Annotated in this window: 9 protein-coding genes; 3 read left to right on the top strand and 6 right to left on the bottom strand. The window is 71.1% G+C overall.

Annotated features, from left to right (window positions below):
- Positions 1-30 precede the first annotated feature (30 nt).
- Positions 31-378: a hypothetical protein gene (locus SK571_RS40545; protein WP_319989430.1), complete on the bottom strand. Its 348-nt coding sequence runs from the start codon at positions 376-378 to the stop codon at positions 31-33.
- Positions 379-434: 56 nt separating this feature from the next.
- Positions 435-725: a hypothetical protein gene (locus SK571_RS40540; protein WP_319989429.1), complete on the bottom strand. Its 291-nt coding sequence runs from the start codon at positions 723-725 to the stop codon at positions 435-437.
- A gap of 50 nt (positions 726-775) precedes the next feature.
- Between SK571_RS40540 and SK571_RS40535 the strand changes: the two genes are divergently transcribed.
- Genes SK571_RS40535 through SK571_RS40525 form a run of 3 tightly spaced genes read left to right on the top strand, consistent with a single transcriptional unit; the run spans position 776 to position 4,589 of the window.
- The gene (locus SK571_RS40535) at positions 776-1,714 is read left to right on the top strand and encodes an NAD(P)/FAD-dependent oxidoreductase (RefSeq protein ID WP_319989428.1); all 939 of its coding nucleotides are present in this window, start codon (positions 776-778) and stop codon (positions 1,712-1,714) included.
- Positions 1,711-3,639, top strand: coding sequence for a phosphopantetheine-binding protein (locus SK571_RS40530; protein ID WP_319989427.1), 1,929 nt, complete (start codon positions 1,711-1,713; stop codon positions 3,637-3,639). The genes SK571_RS40535 and SK571_RS40530 overlap by 4 nt, the downstream gene beginning before the upstream one ends.
- Complete coding sequence (locus SK571_RS40525) at positions 3,636-4,589, top strand: ketoacyl-ACP synthase III family protein (protein WP_319989426.1); 954 nt, start codon at positions 3,636-3,638, stop codon at positions 4,587-4,589. The genes SK571_RS40530 and SK571_RS40525 overlap by 4 nt, the downstream gene beginning before the upstream one ends.
- On the opposite strand, the gene SK571_RS40520 is transcribed toward SK571_RS40525, so the two are convergent.
- From SK571_RS40520 to SK571_RS40505, 4 genes are read right to left on the bottom strand one after another with little or no spacing between them, the layout of a single operon-like run.
- Positions 4,573-5,691, bottom strand: a complete 1,119-nt coding sequence (locus SK571_RS40520) for a class I SAM-dependent methyltransferase (protein ID WP_319989425.1) — start codon at positions 5,689-5,691, stop codon at positions 4,573-4,575. The two genes, SK571_RS40525 and SK571_RS40520, sit on opposite strands and share 17 nt — an antisense overlap.
- On the bottom strand, positions 5,688-6,896 hold the full coding sequence (locus SK571_RS40515; RefSeq protein WP_319989424.1) for a class I SAM-dependent methyltransferase: 1,209 nt from the start codon (positions 6,894-6,896) through the stop codon (positions 5,688-5,690). The genes SK571_RS40520 and SK571_RS40515 overlap by 4 nt, the downstream gene beginning before the upstream one ends.
- On the bottom strand, positions 6,889-13,179 hold the full coding sequence (locus tag SK571_RS40510) for an SDR family NAD(P)-dependent oxidoreductase (RefSeq protein ID WP_319989423.1): 6,291 nt from the start codon (positions 13,177-13,179) through the stop codon (positions 6,889-6,891). Before SK571_RS40510 ends, SK571_RS40515 begins: the two co-directional genes overlap by 8 nt.
- Positions 13,176-16,952 (bottom strand): non-ribosomal peptide synthetase, encoded by a 3,777-nt coding sequence (locus SK571_RS40505; protein ID WP_319989422.1) that lies wholly within the window; start codon positions 16,950-16,952, stop codon positions 13,176-13,178. Before SK571_RS40505 ends, SK571_RS40510 begins: the two co-directional genes overlap by 4 nt.
- Between the last annotated feature and the right edge of the window lie 90 nt (positions 16,953-17,042).

Below are 17,042 nucleotides of genomic sequence, written 5' to 3'. Positions count from 1 at the left end.
GCCAGGAAGACGCCTTTGACACCACCGATCTCACCGATCAGGTACAGCGCGGGATAGGTGCGTCCCGGTGCCGCTCTGCCGAAGCCGATGTTGAGCGAGCCCGCCACACCGGCGGCCTTCGTGAAGCTCGTGCCGGAGTCCGTCGAACGCCACAGCCCGCCCCCGCCGGCGAGCCAGATGTCGCCTTCCCAGCCGGCCACGGCCTTGAAGCGAGCGGACGCGGGCAGACCTGCCGGAACCGAAGATCTTCGCGAACGGCACGAAATGCGCGCCCACCGCGAACAGGAGCCACGCCGGGACAGCCTGCGGCAGTTCGAGCACGGCCAGCACCCGCGAACCCGCCAGGATCGCGACGACCATCAGCAGCACCGCGATCACAACGCCCAGGACCACCAGCGCGGTGCCGGGCCCGGCATCGAGGGCGCGGCGGACAACTACGACCCGGCACCGAACCCGACGCCGATCAGCGATGTGATCATCAGCGTGATCACGTGGCTTCTGGTGAACTGCTCGTCGCTCAAGATCGCCCCTCGGTCAATCTCACCTGTCACCAGGTACAAACGCGACGGCAAGCGAACACGTTGCAACCCCGCGGCAGCCGCGAGCGGCATGTTCCCGAGCTCCCGCCGGGTCCAGCCGCCCGATGCCGGGATGTTCAGCGCGCACCCGCCGCGGTCTCCTGGCTCGGTGCCCAACGCCACAGTATTGTTGATATCGATTTTCATTACCGATACGTTGCTCCCGGTCGATCACGGACGACAGGGAGAGCAAGCGGATGCACGACGTCATCGTCATCGGGGCCGGACCGGCCGGACTGAACGCCGCGCTGGTGCTGGGACGCCAGCAGCGCAGGACACTCGTGCTCGACAGCGGCCGTCCGCGCAACAGCCCCACGGACGAGATGCACATGTACCTCAGCCGGGATGGCTTCTCCCCCAGCGAGTTCCGCGCGATCGGCCGCGCCGAGCTCAACGCGTACGAGACGGTGGAGGTGCGCGAGGCCGAGGTGACCACGGCCAAGGCCATCGAGGGCGGCTTCGAGGTGCGGCTGGCGGACGGCACGAGCGAGCAGGCCAGGAAGATCCTGCTCGCGACCGGCCAGGTGGATCTCTTCCCCGAGGTCGACGGGCTCGTGGAGCGGTTCGGCAAGTGCGTGTTCCACTGCCCGTTCTGCCACGGTTTCGAGGCCAGGGACAAGCCACTGGCCGTGCTGGGCGGCGACTTCGTGAGCGCGATCCTCTCGCTCTACCTCGCGGACCGGTTCAGCACCGACGTCGTGCTGTGCACCAATGGCCCGTCGGCGTTGCCGGACGAGCTCGTCCGGAAGCTGCGCGACAACGGTGTGGCGATCAGGGACGAGCCGGTCGCATCAGTAGAGGGTGAGCTCGACGACCTCACCGTGGTTTTCGGCGACGGCACGCGCCTGCACCGCGGCGCGTTGTTCCACAAGACCGCGACGAAACAGCACTCCGCGCTCGCCGCCGATCTCGGTTGCGAGCGGTTCGAAGACGGCTGCGTCCGCATCGACGAGTTCCAGCAGACCTCGGTGCCCGGCGTGTTCGCGGCCGGTGACCTCGCCCGGCAGGCCGCGTTCCCCGAGGCGCTCACCTTCGTGATCCTCGGCGCCGCCGACGGCGCGCGGGCCGCGATCAAGATCGACAACGAGCTGTTCCGCGCGGACGCGGGCATCACGCCTCCGGCGGCCCGGCGGTGAGCGAGCACGCACAGCTGACGGAGATCTGGGCCGAGGTGCTCGGGCTCGACTCCGCCGAGATCCGCGACGACGTCACCTTTCTGAGCCTCGGCGGGGACTCCCTGCTCGTCGTGCGGGTCGCCGCGCTGGTCAGGCAGCGGCTCGGCGCCCGGCTCGCGATCACGCGGATCCAGCCCGCGCACACGCTCGCCGAGCTCGCGGAGCTCGTGCGCGACCACGCGGCGGACGGAGCCGTGGCGCAGTCGCCGCAGATCCGGGTCGGCCGCCGACTGGACACCGACGCGCCGTTCGACCTGCTTCCGTTGCAACAGGCGTACTTCGTCGGCCAGCAGGGCGCGTGGGAGCTCTCGCACGACTCGGCGCACTACTACATCGACTTCGCGCTGTCCGATGTGGACGACGAGTTCGCGGTGGAGGCGATCGAGGACGGCCTGCGCCAGCTGATGATCCACCAGCCCGTGCTCAGGGCGCGCATCTCCGCGGACGGGCGGCAGAACATTCTCCCCGCCGACGACCCGTCGGCGGACGAACCTCCGCTGCGCGTGCACGACCTGCGCGAGGCGAGCGAGGAGGAGGCCGGCGCGGAGGTCGAGCGCATCCGGGACGAGATGGGCGGCACCGGTCCCGATCCGCGCCACGGCCCCGGTTTCGCGGTGCGACTGTCCTTGCTGCCGAAGGCGCGTGCGAGAGTGCACATCGCGTTGAACCTCGCGCTCGCGGACGGCTGGTCCGCGCGGATCTTCATGCGGGACCTGCTGACGCTCGCCGCCGACCCTAACGCGATGCTGCCGCCGATGCTGGTCGACTTCGGCGACTACGTGGACGCCGTGCGGCGCATGCGGGAGACGCCGGAGTGGCGGCGCGACCGCGACTGGTGGTGGGAACGGCTCGACACCATGCCCGCGGCCCCCGCGCTTCCGCTCGTCGCCGATCCCGCGGAGGTCCGAGCGACCGGCATGGCGTTGCGGGAACGCGTGTTCGGGCAGTCGGAGTGGACCCGCGTGAAGGAAGCGTGCGCGCGCCACGACGTCACCCCGTCCGCCGCCTTCACGGCCGTCTACGCCCGCGTGCTGGCGAAGCTCACGGGCAGCAGGCGGATGCTGCTGAACACGTTGCAGGCCAACCGCCACCCGCTGCACCCCGACGTCGACCGCATGATCGGCGCGTTCTCCTCGACCGTGCTGGTACCGCTCGAACTGCCGGAACGCGCCAAGTTCGGCGACGTCGCGAAGTCGGTGGCCGCGCAGCTGAACGAGGCGCTGTCGCACAACCTCGTCAGCGGTGTCGAGGTGGCTCGCGAGCTGGCCAGGCGCCGGGGCACCCGGCGGCCGATCGCGCCGGTCGTCCTGCAGAGCGCGGTCGGCAGCATGATGACGATGCTCGACGAAGGACTGCAGGACGACTACGGGCCGTTGGGTGTGCTGGACGAACGCGACCACCACAACCGCATCCGGACTCCCCAGGTGATGCTGGAGCTGCGCGCGTACGAGGCCGCCGGCGACATGGTGCTCTCCATGGCGAGCATCGACGAGCTCTTCGACGGCGCCGCGCTCGACTCCCTCTTCGCCGAGGTGGTCGACGGCGTCAGCGGCCTCGTGCGCGAACAGGCGTGGGCAGACGTCGTGGAGCTGCGCGGCGACGCCCAGCCGGTGCAGCGGGGTGAAGAACCTCGAATCGCCGTGCAGCCCGGTCCTGCCAGGGGCGACGCCGAACTGGAGGTGGCCGCTGTCTGGGCCGAGATCCTCGGACTGTCCGAAGTGGATCGGTCAGCGAACTTCTTCGAACTGGGCGGCGACTCGCTGATGGCAATCCGGATGCTGCGACGACTGGGCAGCGACCGCGCGACGACACCGTCTCCCGGTGACTTCCTGCGCTCGCCTGTGCTCGCGGATCTCGCCGCGCTGCTGGACGGGTCCACGCCGTGAGATTCGACGATCTCTGGATCCAGGGCACCGGCGGTGTGCTGGGCGAGCTGGTCCCGATCGGCGACGCCGTCGCGGCCGGCCGTTGCCCGGCACACCGTGCGGAGAAGACCGGGATCGTGTCGGTCTCCGAGTCCTCGCGCACCGCGCCGGAGCTGGCGATGGACGCGGCGCGGGCGGCGATGACGCAGGCCGGGAACCCCGTGCCCGGCCTGCACCTGCACGCGGGGGCCTACGTGCAGGGTCCCGACCTGTCGTCGGCCGCCTGCAGGATCGCCGGTGAGGTCGTCGGCCCAGAGCTGCACGGGCTGACGCTGGAGATGTCGGCGCTGTCCAACGGATCGGTGGCGGCGCTGGAACTGGCGGCGAGCGTGCTGTCCGGCCGGCCGGACATGGCGTGCGCGCTGGTGACCGTCGCCGACCAGTTCCCGGAGAGCAGCATCGACCGCTGGAACGTCGACGCCGGCATCGTCGTCGGTGACGGTGCCGCCGCGGCGGTGCTCGGCAGGACACCGGGAAAGCTCCGGTTGCTCTCGGTCGCCTCGTACTCCGACCCCCGGCTCGAGACGGAACGGGCGGCCGCGGGAAGCGATCGCGGTGCCGCGGTGCGGCGGACCGTCCAGGGCACCAGGCGGGTGCTCGACCAGGCGCTGGCCGAAGCCGGGCACACGCTCACCGAAGCCAGGTGGGTGGTGCCGCCGTTCTTCGGCCGCACGCTCGCCGCCAGGTCCTACCTGGAGCCGCTCGGGCTCGACCCGCGCCGCACACTGCTGGAGTTCGGGCTCCGCACCGGTCACGTCGGTGCCGTCGACCAGTTGCTCGGGCTCGACCACGTGCTGCGCTCCGGCAGGCTGCGGCCCGACGACGTCATCGTCCTGCTCGGCGTGGGCAACGGGTTCACGTTCTCCTGTGCCGTGCTGCGGGCAGGTGAACTGGTCAGACGCGGGCGGTGAAGACGTGCTGTGCCAAGGGTGTCAGCGGACCGCAGGCACCCGGCAGCACCGGCCCCACGTGAAAACCGCCCGCCGTCAACCGCTCCACCCACTCGTGCTCGGTGAGGAAGATCCGGTCGGTGCCTGCGCGGAAGTCGGTGAAGTCCTGCCTGGGCTCACCGGCCCTGCCGGACATCAGGAACTGCATCGACGTCATCACCTGGTAGTGCTCCCGGCACGACTCGATCATCACCAGGTGGCCACCCGGCGCCAGCAGCCCGCGCAACCTGGCCAGCATCACGTCCACGTCGTGGGCGTTGTGCAGCACGTTCGCCGCGATGACGAGATCCACCGACCGCTCCGGCCGGTCCGGTTCGGCGTTGATGTCGAACAGGCCGAACCGCAGCCAGGGCCGGTCGGCGAACCGTTCGGCGGCGGGAACGAGGAAGAACCGGCTCAGGTCGGTGAACTCGTAGTCCACTCCGGACAGACCGGCGCGCTCCAGCTCGTCGACGACACCCGCGGTCGTGCCGCCGATACCCGCGCCCACCTCCAGCACACGTCGTGAACCGGCCTGCGCGAGCTGCCGCACCAGCACGGCGGCGATCCGGTTGGTGTAGGCGCTGATGATGTTGTGCGAGTAGGTGCCCAGCGCGGTGGCGAAGTCCCCGTCGGGGAACATGATGCTCTGCACGGAGACTTCGTCGCGCACGAGCAGCGGCAGGCAGTCGATGGACTCCAGGAAGAACCCGGTCAGCTCCTGCGGATAGCCCAGCGCCCGCCGGGCGTCGTCGAGTGCCGCCCGGGACGCGGCGAACTCGTCGTCCCCTGCCACCACCAGGTCGCGGTACCGGCCGTCCTCGGTCAGCCTGCCCTCCTCGACCAGCACCCGCAGCCAGCGCCGGACTATCCACCGGTGTCGCGGCACGACCCCCAGTGCGCGCATCACCTCCTGCGCCGACCGGGGTTCACCCGCCGCGAGTGCGTGGTCGACGCTCAGCGCACGGGTGATCCCGAGCAGCGCGGTCTCGTCGAGCCGTCGCATGTGCGCCGCGAGATCCGTCAGGTCGTGTTCCCGCAACGCTTCCATCCCGGCGTCGGCCGCCGTCTCGAACGACGTCATCGCGTGCCCTCCCACTCCACGCGCACGACGGGCTGCGGCTCGCCCGGCCGCACCCGTGCGAGGTGGTCGCGAACGGTCTCAGCGAGCCGTCCGGCCACGAACCGGACGATCGGATCGGCCGGCGCGGGGCCGGCCGGCGGGATCAGGTCCACCGGGTCGCCGGTCGGCGGGCACACCAGCAGCCGGGTGGGGTCGTCGAGGTCGAGCCCGACGACCGCACCGGTGCCGGCGATGCGCTCGCGAAGCACGTGCGGCGCAACACCTCCCGGGTCGTCGCACAGCAGCGCGTTGGGAACCGGAGTCCCGCCGCCACCGGCTGTCGCAGCTGGTGGTCCGACGTGCAGCACGACGTCGCAGCGGTAGCGGGTGAGCTCAGTGTCGGCGGTCATCGTCTTGGCCCGCACCGACAACGTGACCGGGCGGCCGCACCTGCCCGCGATCTCCGCGAGCACCTTGGGGTCGAACACGAACTCCTCGTCGGCGGCCGCGCGCCGGGCCGCGTCCTGGTCGTCGGAGGACAGCCACCGGTGGTACCGCCCTGCCAGCCCGGCGTGCCGGAAGTCGCCGATGATCACCCGGCCGCCGTCGGCGACCAGTGCCAGCGCGTCGGACACGACCGCGTCGAGGTAGTCCCCGCCGGGAAAGCACTGGGTCACCGAGTTGATCAGCACGCAGTCCGGGCGCCTGTCCTCCAGCGCGGCCACGACCTGAGGCGAACCGCTCTCGTGCGCGGCGGCGAGCACCACGCGGACACCGGGCAGTCCGGCTGCCGTCAGCCGTTGCACCGCGGCCTCGGAAACATCCGTGCCCACATAGCGTTCGACGTCCGCGCACAACCGGCGCAGCAGCAAACCGGTGCCACAGCCCAGTTCCAGCACACACCGCGGGTTGCCCTCACGCACCAGCTCCACGGTCCGGTCGATCCATTCGAGCATGTGCTCGCGGGGCAGCGGCTCACCGGTGTCCGACGCGCGCCAGCCGGACAGGTCGAGATCGGAGGACTGTTCGGCGTCGGAGGTCAGGTAGATCCACTCGTACACCTCCGACCAGTGCTCGAGGTGTTCCCGCACCAGCGCACCGAGCACCGGTCGCACGGCGACCGCGTCCGGGTGAGGCTGAACGACAATCTCCTCACCGGCGTACCGGGCCCTGCCGACCCAGGGGTGGGACGAGATCACGTCGATGATCGGGCGGGGGTCAGACATCGCTCTCCTTGAGCTCGGCGCGCATCCGGGCGGCGATGGCGCCGACGGCGGTTTCCTGCAGAACTGAGTAGTGGTGGGCGTCGACGTCGACGATGTCGAGGTGGCCGCCGACGAACGGCGTCCAGCCGAGGTCGGCCATGAACACGTCGTCCACGCCCATGCCGATACCGGCGTTGCGCGGTGACGGACGGCAGGCGCGGAAGAGCAGCACCTCGGTCGCGGCGTCGAGCCGATGTGCGACGTGATCGGCCAGCATCCGCAGATGCCTCGCGAACACCGCGAGCCGCAGGTCGGTCGTGGCACCGGACAGACCGTGCTCCCGCAGCCGCGCGGCGATCTCCTCCCGCCGGGCGGCGGGGGTGAGCGCGGCCAGTGCGTCGTCGGCGCCCAGGTCGATCCCGCGGGCGGCTTCCAGCGAACGCAGGAAGCGCAGGCACACCTCACCGTCGGCGTCGCTCGCCGTGATCTCGGTGATGTGCTGCGGCAGGTTGGAGTCGATCAGCACGAGGAGCTCGACCTCGTCTCCCGCCCCGGTCAGCTCCACGGCCATCTCGTGCGCCACGGTTCCGCCCATCGACCAGCCGCCGAGCCGATACGGCCCCTCCGGCTGGCAGGCGCGAACGGCGTCAACGTACTGGCGCACCAGCGCGGGCATGTCCTGCGGCGCATCCAGCCCGGCCAGTTCGGGATCCGTCAGGGTGATCACGGTCTGGTCCTGGCCGAGCAGACCGGCGAGCTCGGCGTAGCAGAGCACGTCGCCGCCGGAGGGGTGCACCAGGAACAACGGCCGGGAGGTGCCCTGCTGGAACATGATCGCGTTGTCCGGTGGCCCCGCCAGCTCACGCAGGCTTCGCACGTAGCGGTCGAAGACCTGCTCGGCCCGCACCGGATCGACTTCGGGCGCAAGGACGTCCCACTGCACGAGGAGCGCGCCGCGTTGCACGTACACCTGGTGGTCCAGCACCACCTGCGGGGTCTGGCTGACCGCGTGCACCTGCTCCCCCACCCAGTCGAGATCGTGCGGCTCCTCCAGCACGTCCTCGACGCCGACGGCTCCGGTGAACACCACCGGCACCAGATAGCTCCTGCCGTCGCCCGCCGACTTCTCCGCGAGGACGTCCAGGCCGGAGAACGCGCCGTGGTCGAGATCGGCGAACAGGCGTCGTTGCGTCGCTTGAGCCCGTTCGGCGAACGTGCCCGCGGCGGCGGACTCGACCTCGTGGATCTGCAACGTCGTGAAGTCACCCACCAGCCGGTTGACGTCCGGGTGCACCTGGCGGCGGTCGTAGCGGGTCAGGGTCAGCGCGAACCGCTCGGTTCCCGACCACTCGCCGAGTGCTTGCGCGTACGCGGTGAGCAGCAGGGCGGTCGGGGTGACGCCCAGGTCGCTCGCCTCGCGCTTCACCGCGTTCCACTCAGACCGCTCCAGCCGCGCGGCCAGGCGGTGGAAGCGCCGCGGGCCGTGGCTGTCGGCCGCCGGAAGCACCGGTGCCTGTGGCAGCCGCGGGATGCGGGAGAGCCAGTAGTCGCGGGCTCGCGCCAGTTCGCTCTCGGAGACCGCGCGTTCCGTCTCGTTCACGTACTGGGCGAAGGTGATTCCCGGTTCGGGGAGTTCCCTTCCCGCGTCCGCGTAGAACAGCCGGACCTCGCGGTCGGCGATCAGGTAGCTCGCGACGTCGCAGACGAGGACGTCGACCCCGATGAACAACCGGGTCCTGCCTCCCGGCAGCGTGGCCGCCTGGATCTCCACCAACGGCCAGCGGTCGTGGCGCGGCACGCGGTGGGCGATGCGCTCGCGCAGGGCGGCGAGCTTCTGCTCCCGTTGCGCTGCTTCGGTCCTGCTCAGGTCATGACATCGGATTCGGTAGGGAGGCACCCGGTCGAACGTCAGGTTGCGTCCTTCCGCGGTGACGACGGTGCGCAGCATGGGGTGCCGGTCGATCACCACGCGCCAGGCCGCCTGGTACCTGTCGAGATCGAGGTCCGGGCAGTCGTACTCCAGGTAGAAGTGGCACGCCACCCCGCCGAGCCTCGCGTTGGTGCGGCCAGCCCAGTAGGCGCGCTGCACCGGGGTGAGCGGGAAGTCCCCGTCCTGGCGTGGTGCGAGCTCCTTCCGGGTCACGGGTCGCTCGGGCACCCGCACCGACACCAGGGGCGCCAGCCCGGCGATCGTGGGGTGCGCGAGCAGGTCACTCAGTCGCAGGTCGACACCGTGGTCGTCGCGCAGGCGCGCCAGCATCCCGGTGGCCAGCAACGAGTGGCCACCCAGCGCGAAGAAGTCCGCGTTCGTGTCCCGCACCTCGAACCCGAGCACATCCGTCCACAGTGCACAGAGCAGCTTCTCGCTGTCGTCGGAGGACTCGGGCACCTCCGCGCCTTGCTCGGTCTCGACGGCCATCCGCTCGTTCAGGTCGCTCGGTGACACGCCGATCACCGGCGGCAGGTGCCCGCCGAACGCCGCAGCCAGCAGCCGGTCGAGCGAACGCATGCCGTCCCGCGCGCCGAGCGAGTGCCAGATCGCCACCGTGCGTTCACCGCCGTCCGGGCCGACCCGCCAGCCGTCCCAAGCGACGCTGAACCACGTGGTGGTGTCGTTCCGGCGTCGTTCGGCCATCGCGTCCAGGAAGCGGTTGGCCGCCGCGTACGGCCCGAGCCCGAGGCCACCGACCAGTGTCGTCGCCGACGACATCAGCAGCACGGCCCTCGGCCTGCCCGGCAACCCCGCCAGCGCCTCCTCCAGCACCAACGCGCCGCGGACCTTGGCGCGAACGTGCGCCTGGACGATGTCGGGCCCGAGCGTCCTCAGTGGACGAACTCCGGTCGACGCCACCACTCCGGCGGCGTGGATGACGAGATCGATCCGCCCGTGCAGTGCGACGAGCTCGCTCACCAGTGCCCTGGTGGCCTCCAGGTCGGAGGCGTCGACCTGGCGCAGGGAGACGGCAAGGCCGCGCCCAGCGAGCTCATCGACCCGCCGGGCCCGATCTTCCGCCGCCGTGCGGGACGTCACCACCACCGTGGCGCCGTGGACGGACGCGAGGTGCTCCGCCATGGTGAGCCCCACATCGCCGCCGCCACCGATGACGAGCACGACGCCAAGTCCGGTCACGGGACGGTCGGCCGGGCGCCACACCGTCATGCCGCGCCGCCAGCGCAGTCCGCCGCGCACGGCGATCTCCGCCGGCCGGCCACCATCGTGCGGCAGATCGGCGACCTCGGCCGCGATCTCGTCCGGACGCACCTCACCGTCGAGATCGAGCGACCGCCAGTGCAGCGCGGGCATCTCCTGGGCCAGCACTCTCGGCAGCGCCAGCACGGAGGCCACCGCGGCATCGGGCCGGTCAGCGCTCTCCACCTGCTGTGCCCCGACCGTCACCTGCACCCAGTGCCGAGGTCGCAGGTCAGCCACGGCGGCGGCGATCCGTCCGGTCTCGTGCACCGTTCGCTCGACGTGTTCCACGAGGTCGACGCTCCGCCGCGCACCCACCAGGGACACGACACCGTCAAGTTCCCGACCATCCACTTCGGACAATATGTCCGCACCTCGTGCCTTCAGCGCCACGCTGACCGCGCCGTCGTCGTCACCGACGACCAGCCAGCGTCCCTCGATCGGAGCCGCGCCCGGCAACGGCTCGGCCCGGCTCCAGGTCGGCAGCTGCAACGGCTCGTCGACGGACGCGCCCGAGGTCGTGACGGGCAGGTTCTCCTGCGGGTCGACCCAGCAGCGACGCCGGTCGAAGGGGTACTCGGGCAGGGCGACGCGCACACCCGCGGCGCGGTCGACCGCCGCCAGGTCCACCGGAACACCGTGTGACCACAGCGTTCCCGCGACGCCCAGCATCGCCGACCGCTCGCCATCCCGCGGGAAACCGGCGACCGTGTCGATCAGACCGGGCAGTCCGTGTCTGCGGGCGAGAGCGGCGAGACTCGCCCCAGGACCGATCTGGACCAGCACGGCGGGTCCGTCCTGCACCGCGGCGCGCAGTGCCCCGGAGAAGTCGACCGTCGAGCGGAGGTGGTTCACCCAGTGCTCGGGGTCGGTGAGCTCGTTGGTGGCGAGCCTGCCGGTGAGGGTGCTGACGACCGGCAGCGCGGGCGGGTTCGGGCACAGCCCCCGCAACGCCGCCCTCAGCCGGGGTATCGCGGGCTCCACCAGCCGGGAGTGGGCGGCGGCGTCGAGCGAAAGCTCCTCGGTGCCGACACCCTCCGCCTTCAGCGCGGAGGCGAACACGGCGATGTCGTCGCGAGGCCCCGCGACGACGCAGGCGTCCTCGGTGTTGATCACGGCCAGGTCGATCGACGGGTGTGCGGTCAGAGCAGTGCGCACGTACGACACGTCCGCGGTGACCGCCAGCATCACGCCCCGTCCCGCGGCTTCCGCCATCCCGATCGAACGGGCGGCGACGACCCCCGCCGCCTCGGCTGGGCTGAACACGCCCGCGACCGTGGCGGCGGCGTACTCGCCGAGGCTGTGGCCGAGCAGGACGTCCGGCGTGATCCCCCACGTGCGCAGCAGGATCGCCTGAGCCAGGCACACCGCGAACAGCGCGGGCAGGCCGACCGCGGGATCGCGGGCCAGTTCGGCGTCCGAGCCGAGCACGACGTCGCGGATGTCGGCGCCCAGCAACGGGATCAGGAGCTCAGCCTGGTCGTCGATCACCGCGGCGAACTCGGGTTCGTCGCGGTAGGTCTGCGCTCCCATGCCGGGGTGCTGGCTGCCACCACCGGGAAAGGCGAAGATCACCCGTGGCGCGGTGTCGCCCGTTTCCCGGCCGGACAGCACCGGCACACGGCCGAGTTCCTCGCGACCGCTAACCACGGCCGCCAGCCGGTTGCGGTGGGCCTTGCGGCCGATTCGCAGCGTGTGCGAGATATCGGCCAGGTCTTCTTCCGCGCCTGCCAACGCGGACGCGGCGGCGGAGAGCGCACGTTTGCCGTGCGCGGACAGCACGATCAGCCGCGGCGCGTCAGTTTTCGGCGTCGTGGCACGAGAAGGCGCCTCGCCGAGCACCACGTGCGCGTTCGTGCCGCCGATGCCGAAAGAACTCACGCCCGCACGCCGGACACCGGTCCAGGGACGTGCTTCGGTGACCACGTCGAAGGGCGACCTGTCGAGGCCCAGATCGGGATTCACCGGTTCGGCGTGCAGCGTCGGCGGGATCAGGCCGTGCCGCAACGCCAGCACGGTCTTGATGAACCCGGCGATGCCCGCCGCCGAGTTCGCGTGCCCGATGTTGCTCTTGACCGAGCCCAGGCCGCACCACGCCGGTCCGCTGCCGAACACCTTCTTCAACGCCGCGACCTCGATCGGGTCGCCGAGTCTCGTGCCCGTGCCGTGCGCCTCGACGTAGCCGACCTCTCGAGGGCTGACGCCCGCGACACCGAGCGCCTCGGCGATCACCCGTGCCTGTCCGGAGACCGACGGAGCGGTGAACCCCACCTTGGAGGCACCGTCGTTGTTGACAGCGCTGCCGTGCAGCACGGCCAGCACCGGGTCGCCGTCCGCGAGAGCGTCGTCGAGCCTGCGCAGCACGGTCACGCCCACGCCCTGGCTGAACACGATGCCGGTGCCCTCGGCGGAGAACGCGCGAACCCTGCCGTCCACGGAGAACATCGCGTCCGGCACGTGCAGGTAACCCTGGCCCTGCGGGACCGTCAACGACACACCGCCCGCGAGCGCGGTGTCGCACTCTCCTGCCAGCAGCGACTGCGCGGCGAGGTGCACGGCGACCAGTGAGGTCGAACAGGTGGAGTTCACCGCCACCGCGGGGCCGCGCAGGTCGAGCCGGTGCGCCACCTGCAACGGGAGGTAGTCCGTGACCGTCGCCATCGCGGTCTGCAGGCTGCCGACCGGATCCGCTCCGCCGCCGACCGCGCTGTAGCGATGAGCGAGGTTGCTCATGAGGTACGAGCTGTGCGCGGCGCCCGCGAACACCCCCACGGCACCCGCGCCCGCACCGTGCCCGTGCCCTGCGGACTCCAGCGCGTGCCAGCAGCACTCCAGGAACAGCCGCTGCTGGGGATCGAGCAGCGCCGCCTCGTTCGCGGTGAGCCCGAACGCCTCCGGGTCGAACAGGTCCTGTCCCTCGATGAGCCCCGCGACCGGAACGTAGGAGGGATGGCCGAGCAACGACGCCGGCACGCCCGCTCGCCGCAGGTCGGCATCGGTCAGCCTGGTGAGGCCTTCCCGTCCGCCGGCGAGCAGGCGCCAGAACTCTGAGACGTCGGGCGCGCCGGGAAATCGGCAACTCACCGCGGTGACCGCGAGCAGAGGCTGGTTCATCGGGCGAGCTCCGCCGCCATCGCCCTGGCCTGCCGCCGGTCGGCCGCCCTGCCACCGGCGGCGCGGACCTCGGGGCCACGCGCGCCGATGATGTGTTCGGCGAGTGCTCGAACCGTGTTTTGTGCGAACAGGTCGACCACCGACAACGTCTCGCACAGCTCGGTGCGCAGTCTGCGGTGCGCCACGACGAGGTTCAGCGATGTCGCACCCAGGTCGAAGAACGCCCGGTCGAGGTCGACGGTCCGCCCGAGCAGTTCGGTGAACACCTCGCGCACCGCTTCCAGCACCCCGGTGTCGGCGACCGGTGGAGAGGATTCTTGCTGCGTGGCACCAGAACTGCTCAAGGCAGGCAGCTCGGGAGCACGAGGCGCGGCGACCACGGCAGGCGCGCCGGGCAACGGCGCCAGCTCGATCAACCCGTCGACGGGCAGACCTTCTGCGAGAGCCACGCCTGCCCGTGCGGCGGCGCCCGACACTGAGCGCGCCCACTCCCCCGCCGCCGACAGCGCCTGTGCGGGCGACAGGTCACCGGGGTGCACGACCACGGACAGCCGGAGTCCCCGCTTCTCCGCCTCACCCCGAATGGCGGTCCACAGGTCGGCCGGGGCCTCCTCCGCCACGCGGGCCACCGGTGCCGGCCCGCCCGCGTAGGGGTTGGGCAGCGCCGAATGGTCGACCTTGCCGTTCGCGGTCACGGGCAGTGCGCCGAGCTGCACGAACCGCGCGGGGATCATGTAGTCCGGCAGTCGTTGCGCCAGTCCTGCCACCGCGCGGCGCTCGTCCCACCCGTCGTCCGCGACGACGTGGGCGACGAGCCTGGGCCGCTGGTCGGGTCCTGGCAGGGCCGACACGACGCCTCGGCGCACCCCGTGCTGCCGCGCGAGGACGGCCTCGATCTCGCCGAGCTCGATCCGGTGGCCGCGCACCTTGACCTGACGGTCGACCCTGCCGAGGAACTCGACGGTGCCGTCCGGCCGCCACCGCCCCAGATCGCCGGTGCGGTAAAGCCGTTGCCCGAGAAGAGGATGCGTGCGGAAGCGGTCGGCCGTCTGGGTCGAGTCGCCGATGTACCCGCGGGCGACCCCATCGCCCCCGATGTGCAGCTCGCCCGCGACGCCCACAGGGACCGGCCCGCCGTCCTGGTCGAGGATCTGGAAGCTCTGACCGCGCAACGCCCTGCCGTACGGGATGCTCGGCCACCGCGGGTCCACCTCGTCCACCGGGTGGCAGATCGACCAGATGGAGGCTTCGGTGGCACCGCCCAGGCTGATGAACCGGACGTCGGGCGCCATGGCGCGCAAGCGGTCGGGCAGCGACACCGGAATCCAGTCACCGGACAGCATCACCAGTCGCAGCGACCGCAGGTCCCTCGCCGCCGCCTCCTGATCGGCCTCCGCGTAGTCCACCAGCATCTCCAGCAACGCGGGCGCGGTGTTCCACACGGTGATCCGGTGCGTGGCGAGCAGTTCGAGCCAGTGCTGCGGGTCGCGCTGCCGCTCCGGCGCCGGCAGGACCAGCGCACCGCCCGCGCCCAGCACGCCGTACACGTCGAACACGGACAGGTCGAAGCTCAACGCGGACAGGGCGAGGACGCGGTCGTCGTGGCCGATGCCGAACCGGTCGACGACGTCGTCGATCGTGCACCGCGCCATCCGGTGCTCGACGGCGACGCCCTTCGGCGACCCGGTCGAACCCGAGGTGAAGATCACGTAGGCCAGCTCGTCCGCGCGCGGCTCGCCCGGCGTCATCCCACCAGGCTCGATCTCGTCGATGCGGTGCACCGAAGTCCCTAGCGGCGCTTGCAGATCCACGTTGGTGATCAGGTGACGAACCTCGGCACGCGCGCAGATCGACTCCAGCCGTGCCGCGGGCCACGACGGCTCGACCGGGACGTAACCCGCGCCGCAGAGCGAGATGCCCAGCGCCGCCGTGATCTGATCGGCGGACTTCGTGCACACCACCGCGACGAGGTCACCGGGACCGACCCCGTGCGCCGCCAGGTGGCCGGCCACGTTCCCGGCCGCCGCCCTCAGCTCGCCGTGCGTGACCGCGACACCGTCCTGCAGCACGGCCGCCGTCTCGTCCGCGCGCCGCACCGCGCTGCGCCACGGATCGTGCAGCAGTTCCCCCACCGGTCCGAAGGGCGCGCAGTCGAGCAGCTCGGCCTCGGCGAAGGTGGGATCCCAGCCGAGACATCGGTCCTGCCAGGCGACGTCGTCATCGGCGAGGCGCCGCAGCAGCCGCAGGTACGCCGCGGCCATGCCGTCCACGTACCCCGGCGGCAGGGCCTCGTCGACGGCGTCCCACGCGACGCGCAGCACCCCTCCCTCCTCCCAGACGATGTGGTCGAGCAGCACCTGAGGCGTCTGGGAAACCCCGAACACCTCCTCACCGAGCCACGCCGCCGCTGGCTCGTCGCCGGCCCCGAGCCCGATCCCGCTCGTGAACACGACCGGGTAGGGCGGAGCACCGTCGACCACCCGCCGGTCGCCGTGCGCGCGGATCACCTCGACCCCCGACACCGACCGGTGGTCGAGATCGGCCCAGAACTGGTGGTTGACAGTGCGCGCGTAGTCGGTGAAACCCGGCCACTCCAAGGGATCGACCGCGGGCAACGCGATCAGCGCGGTGGTGGTGAAGTCGCCGACGAGGTGTTCGAGGCCGGGTTCGTCGGGGCGGTCGAACAGGGTCGCGTTGAGGCAGAACGGATCCCGCGCACCCCAGCGGTTCAACACGAGCGCGAACGCGGTGAGCAGCAGCGCCGTCGGGCTGATGCCCTCGCGCGCCGACCGGTCGCGCAGCCGTGCCCAGGCGGAGCGGTCGAGCCGGACCTCGTGCCTGGTGAACCTGGGAACGCCGATCTCCCCGGCTGACCTCGTCCACGGCAACCCCGGGCCACCCGGCAGGCTCGCCGCGCGAGTCCGCCAGTAGCGCTCGTCCTCTTCCCGCCGGTGCGCGTCGGTGTCCCTGCGGCGTACGAGCTCACCGAAGGTCGTCGGTGCGCTGGGCAACGGTGCCGCCGGATCGTCCGTCAGCACTCGCCACTGCCGCATCAACAACATCCAGCTCGCCATGTCCATCGCGAGCACGTCGACCCCGAAGTGGATCCGGGTGCGCCCGCCGGGCAGGAACGTCGCGTGCAGGTCGAACAACGGCCCCGTGTCGGGAGACAGCACCTGGTGCGACTTCTGCTGCCTGAGCTCGGCGAGCACGCGCTCGCACTCCTGCTGTCGCACGGCACGCAGGTCGGTGACGCCGAACCGGTGGTGCCGTCCGCGCGGTCCGATGCGCTGCCTGCCGTCGTTCCCGACGACCATGCGCAGCATCGGATGCCGGTCGACCAGTCGGTTCCAGGCTTCCTCCAGGCGCTTCAGATCCGTTTCCTGGTCCCCAGAAACAGGATTCCGGTCGTACTCGTAGTAGTAGAACGTGGCGACGCCACCAAGCGGGAACGCCGGATCACGCCCCACCCAGTAGGCCGCCTGCACCGGAGTGAGCGGAAAAGATTCCTCGTTCTCCGGACCCCCCACCGCGAGAACCTCCAACGAGCGCAACGACGCCTGTCCCAGGAACGCGGTCAACGGCAGGTCGAGCCCCAGCCGGTCACGCAACCGCCGCCGCAACCTCACCGCGAGGAAGGACTCCAGCCCCAGACTCGTCAAAGGCACGTCGGGACCGAGCTCGTCCCTGCCGATGCCCAGCACCTCGGCCACACATGAACCGACGTCACCCCGCATCGACTCACTCGGCTCACACTGCATGGACGAGGACATGCCACCTCCCGCGACAGAACGTCTCAACGCTCACCCGTTCGCGTCGGGCGAAGGGTCCAGCTAGGTATACGATAATGAATGTCATTATCG

The organism is Lentzea kristufekii, assembly GCF_033949925.1.
Classification (GTDB): Bacteria; Actinomycetota; Actinomycetes; order Mycobacteriales; family Pseudonocardiaceae; genus Lentzea; species Lentzea kristufekii.
The sequence above is the reverse complement of the archived record's forward strand: the minus strand, read 5'-3'. Positions and strand labels throughout refer to the sequence as shown.

Bases quoted from the DNA above. Each gene is read 5' to 3' on its own strand.
- SK571_RS40515 (WP_319989424.1), bottom strand. From the start codon at position 6,896: ATGTCTGACCCCCGCCCGATCATCGACGTGATCTCGTCCCACCCCTGG.
- SK571_RS40505 (WP_319989422.1), bottom strand. From the start codon at position 16,952: ATGTCCTCGTCCATGCAGTGTGAGCCGAGTGAGTCGATGCGGGGTGAC.
- SK571_RS40510 (WP_319989423.1), bottom strand. From the start codon at position 13,179: ATGAACCAGCCTCTGCTCGCGGTCACCGCGGTGAGTTGCCGATTTCCC.
- SK571_RS40535 (WP_319989428.1), top strand. From the start codon at position 776: ATGCACGACGTCATCGTCATCGGGGCCGGACCGGCCGGACTGAACGCC.
- SK571_RS40520 (WP_319989425.1), bottom strand. From the start codon at position 5,691: ATGACGTCGTTCGAGACGGCGGCCGACGCCGGGATGGAAGCGTTGCGG.
- SK571_RS40540 (WP_319989429.1), bottom strand. From the start codon at position 725: ATGAAAATCGATATCAACAATACTGTGGCGTTGGGCACCGAGCCAGGA.